Genomic DNA, 15,396 nt, shown 5'->3' on the forward strand with positions numbered 1-15,396 from the left:
TGATTCGCGGCGGCAGTCGCGGTGAGCGACTTTCCAAGATTCTCTCGTTGATGGAGACTTCCATGCTCTACCAAGGCGATGCCATTCACGTCGAGCGTCAGCAGGGCGAGATTGCCGTGCTGACGCTCGATCTCAAGGCGGAATCGGTCAACAAGCTATCGTCGGGTGTAATCGCTGAGCTCACGGAAGCCGTTGGCGAGATCGAGAAGGCGCAGGGGCTCAAGGGGTTGATTGTCGTGAGTGCCAAGGAAGCCTTCATCGTCGGCGCGGACATCACCGAATTCCACGCCATGTTCGCCAAGGACGAGGCGTTCCTGGTCGAGATGAACCAGCGGGTTCATGCGCTGTTCAACCGTCTCGAAGATCTCCCGTTCCCGACCGTCACGGCGCTCAACGGTCTGGCGCTGGGCGGCGGCTGCGAACTGAGCCTGACCACCGATTTTCGTGTCATGGCCGATTCGGCGCAGATCGGCCTGCCGGAGACCAAGCTTGGCATCGTGCCGGGATGGGGCGGCTGTGTGCGCCTGCCGCGCCTGATCGGTGCCGACAACGCCATCGAATGGATCTGCGGCGGCACGCAGAACGATGCTGCCACGGCGCTGAAGGTCGGGGCGGTGGATGCCGTCGTGCCGCTCGAGGCGCTGGCTGCCGCCGCGCGGGACCTCATCGACAAGGCCAACGCCGGCGATTTCGATTATCGCGCCCGTCGCGTCGAGAAAGGCTCGCCACTCAAGCTCAACCCGGTCGAGCAGATGATGGCGTTCGAGACGGCCAAGGGATATGTGGCCGGCAAGGCGGGGCCGCACTATCCCGCGCCGGTCGAGGCGATTCGCGTCATCCAGAAGGGCGCAGGCGAAGGTCGGGAGCGGGCGCAGGCGATCGAGGCCCGGGCGTTCGCGAAGCTTGCCAAGACGGATGTCTGCTACAACCTGGTGGGCCTATTTCTCAATGACCAGGCGGTGAAGAAAAAGGCCAAGGGTTACGCGCGGGAGGTCGATCCCATCGAGCAGGCAGCGGTGCTGGGGGCGGGCATCATGGGCGGCGGTATCGCCTATCAGAGCGCCTATAAAGGCACGCCGATTCTGATGAAGGACATCCGCGAAGAAGCCATCGAGCTGGGGCTGAAGGAGGCGCGCAAGCTGCTGGTCAAACAGCTCGAACGGGGCAAGCTGAGCCAGGAAAAGCTCGCCGAGGTGCTGGGCAATATCCGTCCGACGCTCTCCTACGGCGATTTCGGCCACGTCGATCTTGTGGTCGAGGCGGTGGTCGAAAATCCGAAGATCAAGGCCGCCGTGCTCAAGGAAGTCGAGTCCACGGTCGGGGAGCGGGCGGTGCTGGCGTCCAATACCTCGACGATCTCCATCGACCGGCTGGCGGCCGACCTTTCCCGACCGGAAAACTTCTGCGGCATGCACTTTTTCAATCCGGTACATCGCATGCCGTTGGTCGAGGTCATCCGGGGCAGCAAGACCTCCGACACGGCGGTGGCGGCGACGGTCGCCTACGCGCGTCAGATGGGCAAGACGCCGATCGTGGTCAACGACTGCCCGGGCTTTCTCGTCAACCGTATCCTATTTCCCTATTTCGGCGGCTTCAGTGGCCTGGTCGAACATGGCGCGGACTTCGAGCGAGTCGACAAGCTCATGGAGCGTTTCGGCTGGCCGATGGGCCCGGCCTATCTGCTGGATGTGGTCGGCATCGACACGGCAGTGCACGCCAGCCACGTGATGGCCGAGGGCTTCCCGGATCGCATGGCGCACGAGGGCAAGTCGGCGATCGAGCTGATGTTTGACAGCGAACGCCTGGGCCAGAAGAACGGCAAGGGCTTCTATACCTACACCGAAGACAAGAAGGGCAAACCGGTCAAGCAGCATGACGACGAGGCGCATCGACTGGTCGAGAGCGTCGTGCGCGAGTCGCGCGAGTTGGCCGATGACGAGATCGTCGCGCGGCTGATGGTCCCGCTCTGCCTGGAAACGGTGCGCTGCCTGGAAGACGGTATCGTCGGCACGCCGGCCGAGGCGGACATGGCGCTGATCTACGGCATCGGCTTCCCGCCGTTTCGCGGCGGCGCACTGCGCTACATCGACGCGATGGGCACGGCGGCGTTCGTCGCGCTGGCCGAACGCCTCGCCGGGGAGCTGGGGGCGCTCTACGCACCGACCGAGCGGCTGAAAGCGATGGCCGAACGCGGCGAGCGCTTCTATCCGGATGATAATGTCCCTTCCGATGACAACCCCAGCGCCTGAATCTTCCACCGATCGGAGTCACGTCAATGAGTTTGCATGCTAGAGATGCCGTGGTGGTCGATGCCGTTCGCTCGCCCATGGCCAAAGCCAAGAATGGCGCGTTCCGTCACGTGCGCGCCGAAAACCTGTCGGCCGCCGTGATGCAGGCGCTGTTCACCCGCAACGCGGGGCTGGACCCGGCAGGCGTCGACGACATCATCTGGGGCTGCGTCAACCAGACCCTGGAACAGTCGATGAATATCGCGCGTAACGCCGCCATCCTGACCGGCATTCCGCGCAGCGTGCCGGCGCAGACCGTGAACCGTCTCTGCGGCTCTTCCATGAGTGCGCTGCACATCGCGGTGGCGAACATTCGCGCGGACATGGGCGATTGCTATCTGATCGGCGGTGTCGAGCACATGGAGCACGTGCCGATGACTCACGGGGTCGACGTCAACCCGGCGGCCAGCAAGCACGCCGCCAAGGCCGCCATGATGATGGGGCTGACGGCGGAACTGCTCGGCAAGATGCACAACGTCACCCGCGAGCAGCAGGACGAGTTTGCGCTGCGCTCTCACCGCCGCGCCAGCGACGCCAACCGCCTCGGTTATTTCGACAACGAGATCGTGCCGGTTGCGGGCCACGATAGCGTTGATCGCGCCGCGCTGATCAAACATGACGAGGTGGTGCGCGAGGATGCCAGTCTCGAACAGATGGCGGCGCTCAAGCCGGTATTCGATCCCAAGAACGGCACGGTGACCGCGGCGAGTTCATCCGCGTTGTCGGTGGGCGCCTCGGCGCTGATGGTCATGAGCTACGAGCGCGCCAAGTCGCTGGGGCTCAAGCCCCTGGCCAAGGTGGTCTCGACCGGGGTCGCTGGCTGCGACGCCTCGATCATGGGCTACGGCCCGGTGCCGGCGTCGCAGAAAGCGCTCGAGAAAGCGGGGCTCAAGGTCGGCGACATCCAGACGGTCGAACTCAACGAGGCGTTCGCTGCCCAGTCGATTCCCGTACTCAAGGATCTGGGCCTGCTCGACCGGCTGGACGAGGCGGTCAACCTGCACGGTGGTGCCATCGCGTTGGGGCACCCGCTGGGCTGCTCCGGGGCGCGGATCTGCACCACGCTGCTCAACGTCATGCGCCGGAACGATACGCAGCTCGGACTGGCGACGATGTGCATCGGCATGGGGCAGGGCGTGGCCACGGTCTTCGAGCGCCTGTGAGCCGCCTCGCTGCCTAGTTCGAAAATCGCAGCTGACCATCGACAATGCGGGCGGCGCTGCCGTAGCGCCACGGCAGGTTGTCGCGGCCGTGGCCGATGGGCAAACCGGTATAGAGCGGCACGTCGCGCGGCGCGAGCCAGGTGTCGAAGATCGTTTCGATCTTGAGGTCGCCGTAGGGCGTGCAGTTCTCGAAGGTGCCGAGGCAGATGGCGGCGGCGTCATCGAGCGCGCCGGAGTGAACCAGCTGCCAGAGATCGCGTTCCAGGCGATAGTAAGGCTCGCCGACGTCTTCGAGAATCACGATGGCACCGGGGGGCGCCCGAAACGCCAGTGGCGTGCCGACGACGCTGGCAAACGTCGCCAGATTGCCGCCGACCAGCGGCCCCTCGATGACGCCTTCGGGCGCTCTCGCCACCGGTGTCAGCGCAATCGGTGCGGGTGCCTCCCCATTCAGCCAGCCGCGCAGCGCATTCAGGTCGCGTTCCGCTGCGTCACGCGTCCGGGCCTCGTCCGAGCCGAGCTTGATCCCCTCCTTCATCACCGGGCCGTGAATGGCCGGCAGGCCGTGCCGATGGCACTGGTCCAGCAGCACGCTGAGATCCGAGTAACCGATCAGCGGCTTCGATGGCAGTCGCGTCCAGTCGATCTCGGTCGCCAGATGCGCGCAGCCGTAGCCGCCTCTCACGGCCCAGACGGCGTCCGTTTCCGGATCAGCGTAGGCGGCGTAGAGCGACTCGAGTCGATGCGCCGTATCGCCGGCCAGATAGCGCACCGGTGCTTGAAGGGTATGGGGAAATTTGACGTCGAAGCCGAATTCACGAAGCGGTCCGACCGCGCGATCGAGCACGGCGGGATCGGTGAACGAGGCAGGGGCGATCAAGCTGAAGGTCAATGACATGGGCGTCCGTGCTGTCTATGGCTGGTCTGTGCGGGTCCATACTCGCGCGAGCGCGGGAACCGTGTCAGAGGGGCATCGTGATCCAGTGCACGTTACGCCAGTGCCGAGACCGGCGCCACCGCTTCGACCTCTTCGAGCGAGTCCGCCTGCGTGACGATATCGGTGAGCGCCAGGCAGAAGGCCTCGAACTCCTCGCTGAGTTCGCCGGGCGAGCGATGCAGCTCGATCTCGACATACCCGAGATCCGGAAGGCAGGCGTCGGTGGGGACGATCCGGCAGCCTGGTGGCAGACTGCGCGGTGTCTTGACGGTCAGCGCCAGTCCGCCTTGAACGGCGACGTTGACGCCGGTCGGCGAGGGGCTGGTGTAGCGCACGTCCCACTCGCGCTCCTCTCGCCCGAGCGCGGCAAAGGCGTGAGCACGAAAGATGCAGCCTTCCGGATTGAGCGCCAGCGGCAGCGGGTTCCAGTCGCTGACGTCACGGTGATCGGCGACTGCCCACACCATGCGCTCTCTGCCGAGGAGCTGGCCCGTCTGTGTGGGCCCGTGACGTACGGCCAGCACGATGTCCAGTAGCCCTTCCTGGAACCGCTGAACCAAACTGCTGCTGATATCGCAGATCACCTCGATGCGCACGTGTGGAAAGCGCTCGGCGAACTGCGGCAGCAGCGTGGGCAGATACGCGGTCGCCTGCTCGTCGGAGATGCCCAGACGTATCAGGCGCCCCTCGCGCTGGCTGATCATGACGCGCTTGGCTTCGTCCTGAAGCTTCAGGATCTGGCGCGCGTAGGGGAGCAGGCGGCCACCGGCGGGCGTCAGCGTGACGCTGCGACTAGTGCGCTCGAAGAGCGGTTCGCGGACGCGATCCTCCAACCGTTTGATCTGCAGGCTGACGGCGGATTGCGTGCGATTGAGAATGCGTCCGGCGGCGCTGAAGCCTTCGCACTCCGCCACGGCAACGAACGCACGTAGAAGGTCAGGATCCATGAGCGACGACTCCAACAGATGGATGGCTTGAGACGATTGATGACGTGATGAAATGGATTTGATGCCAACTATTCATTTTCATTGTTGAACGACGATCCATAGCCTGTCCAGACTGACTCACAACAAGTAGGAGTTGTCATGGCCGCTTCCGTTGTCGATATGTCTTCGAGTTCTTTGAAGGGACTGGTCGATCTCGAACGGTTTCCTCTCGACGATCTCGATGCCCCTGCGGGGCAGCGTCTGCTTGCGGAGTGCCGGTCCCAGCTTGCTGAGGATGGATGTGTGGTGCTCAAGCAGTTCATACCGCAGGCTGCACTTGGCAAGCTCGAAGAAGAAACTGACCGGCTGTCGCCCAGCGCGCATTTCAACCAGAACGAGACTAACCCCTACAACTCCAACGGTGATGACAGGCTGCCGCAGAGTCACCCCAAAAATCGCTTCGATGACCGTACGAATGGATTCGTCGCGGGGGATCGTATCGACGAGCAGACCATCATTCGTCGTCTCTACCGGCATCCCCAGTTTCAGCGTTTCATTGCCAGCGTCGTTGGTATGGAAACGATTCACGAGTACGCCGACCCGCTGGCAGATCTCGTAGTGAACGTGCTGCGCGAGGGATGTCAGCATCCGTGGCACTACGACACCAACGAATTCATCGTCACGTTGCTGACGCGCAAGCCAGAAGACGGTGGGAAATTCGAATACGCGCCGGGCATCCGCAGTCCGCAAGGCGAGAATTTCGAAGGCGTCGAGCAGGTGCTGGATGGCAACACAGAGCAGCTCAAATCGCTCGAGCTGCAGCTGGGCGATCTACAGATATTCTTCGGCCGCTATTCGTTGCATCGCGTGACGCCGGTGGTCGGCGACCGAGAGCGTCACACTGTGATTTTTGCCTATGCCAAGGAGCCGGGGTTCGTCGGTCGTCCCGAACGCGCCCAGCGCATTTTCGGGCGCATGGCGTCGGTTCACGAACGGATGTTGCACGAAGGCGCTGCCAGACGATCCGACGCGCTGTCTGACTGACAGTGTTTCCAACAACGCGCCATGCGTATTCAGCGACCGCCATCACTCGATATCGGGATTTTCCATGAGCACTATTGAATTCGAACAACTTTCCGATCACGAACCGGACCGGATACCCGTCGTACCCTCGGCACCCATGGCCAATGGCGATAGCATTCCGACGGCCTTCGATCCGGTGAGGCTGCGCGCCGGACGACTGACTCGACTGCGCAACATGATGCGTGAGGAAGGCTATGCCGCGCTGGTGCTGTTCGATCCCAACAATCAGCGCTATGCGACCGGCTCGCGCAACATGTTTGGCTACTTCCTGCGAAACTCGACACGCTATATTTATGTGCCGCTCGAGGGCCCGATCATTCTATTCGAGTACCCCGGCAGCGCCCACGTCTCGACCTGGCTGGAAACCATTGATGAATCGCGCACGTCAAAAGTCGTCTGGTCGGCGGTCAATCAGCGAGACAACCTCTCGAGCGATCCCTTCGGCATCGAGATCGCCGAGCTGGTGCAGGCGCATGCCGCCGGCAATCGCAAGGTTGGCCTGGACCGCTGCGCGCTGAATCTGGCGCGTTCTCTCGAGGCCCAGGGGCTCGAAGTGTTCGATTGCATGCAGGACACGCTGCACTGCCGACGTATCAAGACGCCGGAGGAGATCGCCTGTCTGGCACAGTCGATGGCCGGCAGCGAGGCAGCGGTGGCAAGAGTCGAAGAGGCGATCCGCCCCGGTATTACCGAAAATGAGCTGTTCGCGATCATGTACGGCAACGTGATCGAGCAGGGCGGCGAATTCATCGAAACACGGCTACTGTCCTCCGGCCCGCGAACCAACCCCTGGTTCAACGAGGCCAGCGATCGCGTCATTCGCCCGGGTGAACTGGTGGCGCTAGATACCGATACCATCGGCTGCCATGGCTACTATTCGGATTTCTCTCGTACCTTCCACGTCGGCCCAGGCAAACCGTCCGATTATCAGTGCCACCTCTATCGGATGGCCTACGATCAAGTTCATCACAACATGGCGCTGTTGAAGCCCGGCGTCACTTATCGCGAAATCGCCGAGCGAGCCTGGAAAATTCCGGAGCGCTTTCTCGATCGTCGCTACCCCTCGATCATTCACGGCGTTGGCATGCACGGCGAGACACCGCTGGTTGCCCATCACATGGATTTCGACGATTTCTCGAGCGATGGTGTGCTGGAGCCGGGCATGGTCGTCTCGGTCGAGAGCTATATCGGCGAGGTGGGCGCTGCCGATGGCGTGAAACTCGAGGAAGAAGTCGTCATTACCGATAGTGGAATGGAGAAGCTTTCACGCTATCCGTTCAACGATCGGTTGCTGGGGCGCGAATACTGAACGACGTGACCGAGCGCCTGCGAGCTAGGCTTTCAGGCGCTCGATCAGTTGCGACATCTGCATCGGCCGGCCCAGCAGGTAGCCCTGATACTGCTGCACACCTAGCTCGCTGAGCAGTTGCCATTGGGCCTCGGTTTCTACCCCCTCGGCAACCGTCTCCATGCCAAGCAGATTGCACAGCCCGACGATACCGGTCAGCAGGTGGCGCGAGCGCGGGTCCGCTTCGAGATCGTGCATGAAGCTCCGGTCGATCTTGATGGTGTCGAATGGCAGGCGCTTGAGGTAGCCGAGCGAGGAGTAGCCAGCGCCGAAATCGTCCATCGCCACCCGGAATCCCTCCTGGCGCAGACGCTGGATTCGCACCTCCGGCGCACGCGTGTTCTCCAGAAATACCGACTCGGTCACTTCCAGCTCGATCTGATCCGTGGTGATGCCATGACGCTGGCAAGCCTCGCGCAGTGCGTCGGACAAACCGTCATCCATGACGTGTAGCGCCGAGACATTGACCGCGACCGGCAGCGGGTGGCCACTGGCCGCGAGCGTGGCGGCATGCTTCGCCGCCGCCTCGATGGCGAGGTTGCCCAGCGCCGTCGCCATGCCGTTGTGCTCGGCCAGCGGCACGAAGACATCCGGCGGTACCTGACCGTAGGTCGGGGTGTGCCATCGGGCGAGCAGTTCGGCACCGATGATCCGATGACTGCCATCGAACTTGGGCTGCACGACGAAATCGAGCGCTTGCCGGGTGATCGTCTCGCGCAGTTGGGTCAGCATCGACATCTGCTCTAGATCGTGATGTTTCAGCTGGTCGTGGTAGGCGACGATGGCGTTCTTGCCCCTGTCCTTGGCGGCATACATCGCCACATCGGCGTGCTTGAGCAGGGTCTCGCTGTCCTGCCCATCGCAGGGGGCGTGCACGACGCCGATGCTCGCGGTCACGCTGAGCTGATGCCCGGCAAGCACCATCGGCTGGGCCAGCGCCTCAAGCAGGCGCCGGGAGATCCGGTCGGCAAGCGTGTCGTCGGCGCCGACATCGACGATCACGACAAACTCGTCGCCACCCCAGCGAGCGATCAGGTCCTTGCTGCGCAACGTCGCCCGCAGCCGCTTGACCATGACTCTGAGTAGCGCGTCGCCCGCCTGATGCCCGAGCGAGTCATTGATGTGCTTGAAACCGTCGAGATCGATGAACAGCACGGCGAGGGCGCGTTCGGCGGTGACCTGCTTCAACCGATGCTTGAGGCTGCTCTGCAGCGTGGCGCGGTTGGGTAGCTGAGTCAGCGTATCGATGCTGGCGAGATGTTCGAGCTCGCGCTCCGAACGCTTGCGCGCGGAGATGTCGCGCAGTGCGGCGATGTAGTGAATGTCGCCCGCGTCATCCAGGGTGAAATCGCTCAAGGTCAACTCGATGGGAATGCGCACACCGCTGGCGCTGATGAAGGCCCCCTCGTGATGCAGCGCGCGCGGCCCGGCAGCCACCATGCCGGGCGTGTGATCGAGCGTCGCCGATTCCAGGTAGTGGTCGAGTTTTCGCCCCAGAATCTCCTGAGTGGCACTCTCGCTCATCTCGACGAAAGCATCGTTGACCTCGAGAATGCGCCAGTTCGCATCGACGACCAGCATGGGGTCGCGAGATGACGCAAAGGCATGAGCACGCACGCGAGCGCTTCGGGCCATTGCTTGGGGCGCCGTATGAGGCGTCGGGGCCTGGGGCGTCGGGCACGTCTGGCTCAGTGTCTCCCAGGTGCCGGCGGCAGCGGTGGGCTGACCGGCGTGATCGCGTGCCGTGACCGCGCCTCTCAGGCGGACGCGCTCGGCGGGCGATCGGCCGTGCAGTGTCAGCGTCAGATCACCGTCGTTCTTGCCGCTGCGGATCTGGCGGCGCAGATGCTGCAGCTGCGCCCGGCTATGGGGATCGGCAACACGCAGCAGTCCCCGCAACACCAGTCGCTGGAGATCGCCGGCATCACCGCCCGGCAGGCGCGACCCATGGAAGTGGATCGCCTCGTCGGGGAAGTGCCAGTGCCACGCGGCTTGCCCGGTCGCGCGAAGGGCATCTTCCAAGGGCACTCGCTCCCGCGGGCCGGCGGCCCCGGGTGGTGCATCGTTGGCGGCATTGTCGTTGCTGTGCATGACAAGGATCTCTCGAGAAATCCGCAGCGCTCAAGGTCATCCTAGATCGACTCGGATACGATCAGTATCGGCCAAACGTATGAACGCTTGAGCCGAATCTGGCGGGCTTGCCGTCGCGATGATCGGTTTCCAGGTCGGATGGCGGCGAAACCTGATTTCGCGCCGTCGGCATGGGTCGCTCCCGATCGAACCCGAAACAGAGCCGAGCCGGAAGTCGCTGAGCATTGAGTGGCGGTTGGTGAACCCGCGGGAGATTACCCGATCGCGGTCGCGAACAGGCACAGCACACCAAGAAAAGAAACGACAAAGATCGCCGAGCGAGCGGTGGCGAGATCCATGGCGTAGCACAGGGCGTGACCGACTCGGGAGATCACGAATACGACGCTGGCGATATCGGCAAGCCAGCCCCCGCCAGAGAACTGCGCCGCGACGACGCCCGCGGTGAATAGCGCCAGCGCCTCCCAGGCGTTCTGCTGAGCTGCCCAGAGCCTCGCGCCTTTGCCCTCGAGCCGGGCGTACTGTTGGCGGGGATGGTGATTGTCGAGCTTGCCGAACTCCCGCTGGCGCACGCTGCTACCCCAGAAAGCCAGCCAGAATGGCAGCAGGGCGGTGATCAACAGACACCAGAGTGGCGTGGACATCGGTGGCAGGCTCCTTGGTTGCGACGTCAATCGGCGACGGGCGCCGGATGCCATCAGCGTAGCACCCAGCTGCGTCTTTGGCGGCCGATGTCGCTTCAGCCTTGCCGGCTGTCGCCCCCTTCGATCCGCTCGAGTAGCGCCGTGATCTGCTGCAGGGCATCGGTATCGAGCTGGCCGGCGGCGGCATCCAGGTTGGTGCGATCCTTGAGATAGAGGCAGGCGGTCTTGACGAAGCGAATGCGCAGGTCGTAGACCGAGGAGCGCGCGTCGAGGACATCGACGAGGTCGCGCAGACCGACGGATTCTCCCCGTTCCGCGGCCTTGAGAAAGAGCGTGCCGGACTCGATCGAACGTTGAAGCGCTTCGAGCTGACGGACATCACCCTGCATGCTGCGAAGCCGCTTGCGAACTTCCTGCTGTGCCAGTCGACGCTCGTTTTGCATGGCGGCGGCCCCGGAGAGTGCGGTGAGTTCGCCCTGGCGAATGCTCGCCGAGGTGTAGCCCCCCTGATAGAGCGTGACGTTCATTTCGACGCTGGCGCTGAAATCCTCGCTGGTCTGCAGCGCATCGTTGCTCTGCACATCGCTGTAGCCCAGCACGAGGTTGAGTTCGGGATAGCGTCCGGCGCGCCTGACGTCGGTATCGGCACGGGCCACGCGCTGTCGCTCGGCGGCGAGTCGAACCTGCGCGTTGTTGGCGGTCATCGCCAGCCACGCATCGAGCGGTTGCCGTTCCGGCGCGACGACCAGAGCTTCCGGCGTCGCGAGCTGGACCGGACCGATATCGAGCAGGGTGCCGGTCAGGCGCTCGAGATCGCTCTGGGCGTTGGCCAGATCGTTCTCCGCGGCGGTCTGGTCGGCAACGGCCTGGTCCAGCCGCGATTGGGACTCCAGCAGATTGAGCCGATCGCCGACGCCAAGCTCGTAGGCGCGTTGGGCCTGACGCTGCTGCAGTACCAGTGACTCGCGCTGGGCAATCAGCAGGCCAAGCGTTCGCGATGCCTGGTAGGCGTCGAGATAGCTCTCCACCACCTTGACGGCGAGATCGCGCTCGGCGACGGCCACCTGGAGCAGGGCGGCATCGCCCTGGGCGTGGGCCTTGTCGACCTGGCGCCAGCGCTCCAGGCTGAAAAGCGGCTGAGTCAGTCTGACCTCCCAGCTTCGGTCGCGTGTCTTTCCGGAAACGCGATCGTCATAGACTTCGTCGGGATAGTCGTCCGGGTTGTCGGTATAGATGTTGTTTGCCTGCCGATAGCGGTAGGCGGCGGTGGCATCGAGTTGAGGGCGCAGTCTGGCCTGCGCCATGGGCACCTCCTGTGCCACCGAGCGGCTGTCCAGGCGCTGGCTTTGCAGGCCGCTGTCGTAGGTGAGCGCCTGCGCGACCAGTGACGTCAGTGAGGGAAGCGGGTTGGCCTGGTCCGCACTCGCAGGCAAGTCATCGACCGGCGAGGCGGTGGCGAGCGGTGTACCGGCCGTGAGCGCCTGCGCACAGGCGTAATGAGAGAGGCCGAGCAGGCTCAGCGCCAGCAGCCGGGGAAACAGTCTGGACATTATTCTTCTCGCATCGACCGCGCCAGCATGTCGCTGAACGGCTTGAACAGGTAGCTTGCGAAAGTGCGCTCGCCGGTCTGCAGCATCACTTCCGCCGGCATGCCGGCGAGTAGCTGCATGCTGCTGGTCATCTCGTTATGACCCACGTCGGTCACCTTGACTCGGGCCTTGTAGTAGTGGGCGTGAGTCGCTTCGTCCTCGAAGCTGTCGGCGGAGACGTGAACGACCTCGCCCTCGATCACGTTCGACAGGCGTTGGTTGAAGGCGCTGAACCGAATCTCAGCCGGCTGGCCGGCATGCACGTTGTCGATATCGCGATCGGCCACCCGCGCCTCGACGATAAAGCCGTCGTTGGAGGGGACGATCTCCATGACCGTATCGCCGGAGCGGATGACCGCGCCGCGTGTATGGACCTGCAGACCGACCACGGTGCCGGAGACGGGGGCCACGATCTGGGTCCGCTGAACCTGATCCTTCAGCGCTGTCATCCGCTCCTGGGCATCGGTGACCTGGGCCTGGACATCCTTGAGGTCCTCGCCCACCTCCTGGTGATATTTCTGCAGCTGGATCTGCTTCTCGAGGGTGTTCTGACTGATCTGGGATCGCAACTGAGCGACTTCGGCACTGTGCTGTGCATTCTCGCCCTGGAATTGCAGGCTCTGGCGTTCGAGTTCACGCAGGCGCTGATTGTCCCCGAGCCCTTCGTTGAACAGGGTTCGGTAGTCGCTAGCTTCGCCGGAGAGCGAGCTGATCTTCGAGCGATTGACCTTCTGCAGCCGCTCGAGCCCGTCGATCTGCTCCTGCATCTGTCGCGCCTTCTCGTCCAGAGATGAGAGCGCATCGGCAAGCGATTGTCGGCGGACCTGGAACAGACGACGCTGGACGTCGACGACGGCCTGCACGCGGGCCGAGGTGTCGTTGAGCAGAACGTCCGGAAAGGTCAGCGTCTCGCGGTCGCTCTGTTCGGCCAGCAGGCGCACTTCGCTGGCCAGGGCGATGCGATACTCCGATTCGGCTATCGAGAGCTTGGCCAGGGGTTGTGTGTCGTCGAGCACGATCAGCGGATCGCCGGCCGAGACCGTGTCGCCATCCTCGACGAGAATCGATTTGACGATGCCGCCCTCGAAGTGCTGCACGCTCTTGGTCGAACTCTCGACGGTCACGGAGCCGGGGGCGACGACCGCGACCGCCAGTTCGGCGGTGGTCGCCCAGAGCGTGAACCCGCCCACGGCGACGACGAGAATGATGAGGCCAAAGCGGCGACTTCTGGCATCGCTGGTCGGCAGACGAGGCTCCAGAGCGCCGCTGGATACCAGGGCGCCTGCGGCGTGGGAATGGGTAGTCATGACGTCGGTTGCTCCGGCGAGGAAGGGGGCGTGGCGGCGTTGTCGTCGGTGCGTTTCGCCTGGCCGCGTGCGCGCAGGCGGACGGAGTGGACTCCGCGCTCTCGGTTATCGGTTGCGCCATTGGGAGAGGCCTCGTTGACCGGTGACTCGTGGTGCGGTGAGGAAATCCCCTTTCTGACGGGCGAGAAGGAAACGAGCTGGCCCTCATCGAGAGCAATGACCCTATCGACATGTTCGAGGATGCCGGGCGCGTGGCTGATCACGAATACCGTGGTGCCTTGATGCTTGAGCTGGCGGAGGCAGTGAAGCAGCGCACGCTCGCCGGCGGCATCGAGATTGGCGTCCGGTTCGTCGAGCACGACCATTACCGGGTTATCGTAGAGTGCGCGCGCCAGGCCGAGGCGTTGACGCTGGCCGCCCGAGAGGATGCCGCCGGTGCCGCTGATCGGCGTGTCGTAGCCCGCCGGCTGGCGCAGAATCATGTCGTGAACGCCGGCCTTGCGAGCCGCCTCGATCACCTTGGCGGGGTCGACCGGGCCGAAGCGCGCGATATTCTCGCTGATGCTGCCATCGAACAGCTCGATATCCTGTGGCAGGTAGCCCAGATGAGGCCCAAGTCGCTCCCGCGGCCATTGGTCGATATCGGTGGCGCCCAGGCGAACGCAGCCACGCAGCGGCGACCAGACGCCCAGCAGCACCCGCGCCAGCGTGGACTTGCCCGCCGCGCTCGGGCCGACGATGGCCACGTGCTGCCCAGGCTCGCACTGCAGTGAAATTTCGGTGAGCGTCGGGCGCGACTCACCCGGTGGCGCGGCGGTGACCGCCTCCAGTTGAATTCTTCCCACCGGGGGCGGCAGCGGCATGCGCTCGGGTTCTTTTGGCGCTGCATTCAGCAGCGCGTTGAGCCGGCCGTATGCCGTCCTTGCCGCCACGAAGCCTTTCCAGCCACCGATCATCTGGTCGATGGGCGCCAGGGCGCGGCCCATCAGGATCGACCCTGCGATCATCATGCCGCCGGTCAGGCTGCCTTCGATGACGAGATAGGCGCCGAGACCGAGAATCAGAGACTGAAAGACGGTACGCAGCGTCTTGGACAGGTTGGTCAGCGTACCGGCGCGGTCGCTGGCGCGGGACTGATGGAGCAGATAGTCGTAGTGCTGGCGTTTCCATCGCGAGAGCAGGTTGGGCAGCATGCCCATGGCTTGGAGGACCTCGGCGTTGCGCAGGTTACTCTGCGCCAGTTCCTGAGACATCACGTGTTCGCGATTGGCATCCTTGAGCAGTGGCTCCGTGGTTCTTTCGTTGATCCAGGCGAGCGCAAGCAGGGTGACACCGGCCACGGCCGCGAACACACCGAACCAGGGGTGGAACAGCGCCAGAATCAGGATATAGACCGGTATCCAGGGGGCATCGAAGAAGGCGAACAGGCCATTGCCGCCGAGAAACTGGCGCAGCGTCGTGAGGTCCTGGAGCGGCTGGGCGGAAGGTTTGCCGGGAAGCATCAGCGCGCGTTTGAAAGTCGACTGGTAGATGCGCTCGTTGATCTGCATGTCCAGACGATTGCCGATCCGGACCAGGATGCGAGAGCGGACGAGATCGAGACTGCCCATCACGATAAACAGAAAGCCGATGACCAGCGTCAGCATCAGCAGGGTTTCCGCACTGCGCGTCGTGATGACCCGGTCATAGACCTGCAGCATATAGAGTGAGGGACCCAGCATCAGCAAATTGATGAAAAGACTAAATAACAGAACAAAATGAAACGCGCGTCGGCTGGTCCGAAGGGCGGCTTGCAGATCCGTTTTATTGTCGGGCTTGCTCACGTCAAGCATCCTTTAATCGCTGATTGAAAAGGAGGGAAAAGCGCGAAAGAGGAAATCCTTGACGCAGGATGCGTAAATTGTGAAGAAATTTACAAGCGCATTCTGAGACGGCAAAAACAAGCCGATCAAAGCGATGTTGCAGGAAAATAGAAAAATAGTCGTTTATAGACAATGATCTATGTGCGTCATTCGACTTCGGT

At 63.3% G+C, this 15,396-nt stretch carries 11 protein-coding genes; 4 read left to right on the forward strand and 7 right to left on the reverse strand.

What is annotated here, in order from left to right; genetic code table 11:
- Positions 1-62: 62 nt before the first annotated feature.
- Both fadB and fadA read left to right on the forward strand, forming a co-directional pair.
- Positions 63-2,249 carry a fatty acid oxidation complex subunit alpha FadB gene (gene fadB, locus IE125_RS00200; RefSeq protein ID WP_189442589.1) on the forward strand — a complete coding sequence of 729 codons (2,187 nt, stop codon included), beginning with the start codon at positions 63-65 and terminating at the stop codon, positions 2,247-2,249.
- 26 nt (positions 2,250-2,275) lie between these two features.
- Positions 2,276-3,451, forward strand: a complete 1,176-nt coding sequence (fadA, locus tag IE125_RS00205) for an acetyl-CoA C-acyltransferase FadA (protein WP_189442590.1) — start codon at positions 2,276-2,278, stop codon at positions 3,449-3,451.
- Between the two features lie 13 nt (positions 3,452-3,464).
- Here the strand turns inward: fadA and IE125_RS00210 are convergent, their stop codons facing one another.
- Both IE125_RS00210 and IE125_RS00215 read right to left on the reverse strand, forming a co-directional pair.
- Entirely contained in the window at positions 3,465-4,349 is an 885-nt protein-coding gene (locus IE125_RS00210) for a S66 peptidase family protein (RefSeq protein WP_189442591.1), read from the reverse strand.
- A gap of 92 nt (positions 4,350-4,441) precedes the next feature.
- Positions 4,442-5,335: a LysR family transcriptional regulator gene (locus IE125_RS00215; RefSeq protein WP_189442592.1), complete on the reverse strand. Its 894-nt coding sequence runs from the start codon at positions 5,333-5,335 to the stop codon at positions 4,442-4,444.
- 138 nt (positions 5,336-5,473) lie between these two features.
- Between IE125_RS00215 and IE125_RS00220 the strand changes: the two genes are divergently transcribed.
- Together IE125_RS00220 and IE125_RS00225 are read left to right on the forward strand one after the other, a co-directional pair.
- A complete protein-coding gene (locus IE125_RS00220; protein WP_189442593.1) occupies positions 5,474-6,358 on the forward strand; it encodes a HalD/BesD family halogenase in 885 nt (294 codons plus the stop codon).
- 64 nt (positions 6,359-6,422) lie between these two features.
- Positions 6,423-7,706 (forward strand): M24 family metallopeptidase, encoded by a 1,284-nt coding sequence (locus tag IE125_RS00225; RefSeq protein WP_189442594.1) that lies wholly within the window; start codon positions 6,423-6,425, stop codon positions 7,704-7,706.
- Positions 7,707-7,730: 24 nt separating this feature from the next.
- On the opposite strand, the gene IE125_RS00230 is transcribed toward IE125_RS00225, so the two are convergent.
- The 5 genes from IE125_RS00230 to IE125_RS00250 all read right to left on the reverse strand — a co-directional run bounded on the left by IE125_RS00230 (position 7,731) and on the right by IE125_RS00250 (position 15,094).
- Positions 7,731-9,836 carry a putative bifunctional diguanylate cyclase/phosphodiesterase gene (locus IE125_RS00230; RefSeq protein ID WP_189442595.1) on the reverse strand — a complete coding sequence of 702 codons (2,106 nt, stop codon included), beginning with the start codon at positions 9,834-9,836 and terminating at the stop codon, positions 7,731-7,733.
- 254 nt (positions 9,837-10,090) lie between these two features.
- Positions 10,091-10,477, reverse strand: a complete 387-nt coding sequence (locus tag IE125_RS00235; RefSeq protein WP_189442596.1) for an MAPEG family protein — start codon at positions 10,475-10,477, stop codon at positions 10,091-10,093.
- Positions 10,478-10,572: 95 nt separating this feature from the next.
- Positions 10,573-12,027, reverse strand: coding sequence for a TolC family protein (locus tag IE125_RS00240; protein ID WP_189442597.1), 1,455 nt, complete (start codon positions 12,025-12,027; stop codon positions 10,573-10,575).
- Positions 12,027-13,373, reverse strand: a complete 1,347-nt coding sequence (locus IE125_RS00245) for an HlyD family type I secretion periplasmic adaptor subunit (RefSeq protein WP_189442598.1) — start codon at positions 13,371-13,373, stop codon at positions 12,027-12,029. The genes IE125_RS00240 and IE125_RS00245 overlap by 1 nt, the downstream gene beginning before the upstream one ends.
- Entirely contained in the window at positions 13,370-15,094 is a 1,725-nt protein-coding gene (locus tag IE125_RS00250; protein WP_229808846.1) for a type I secretion system permease/ATPase, read from the reverse strand. Before IE125_RS00250 ends, IE125_RS00245 begins: the two co-directional genes overlap by 4 nt.
- Between the last annotated feature and the right edge of the window lie 302 nt (positions 15,095-15,396).

The sequence above is a fragment of the Salinicola rhizosphaerae genome (assembly GCF_014652715.1).
In the GTDB taxonomy this organism is placed as follows: Bacteria; Pseudomonadota; Gammaproteobacteria; order Pseudomonadales; family Halomonadaceae; genus Salinicola; species Salinicola rhizosphaerae.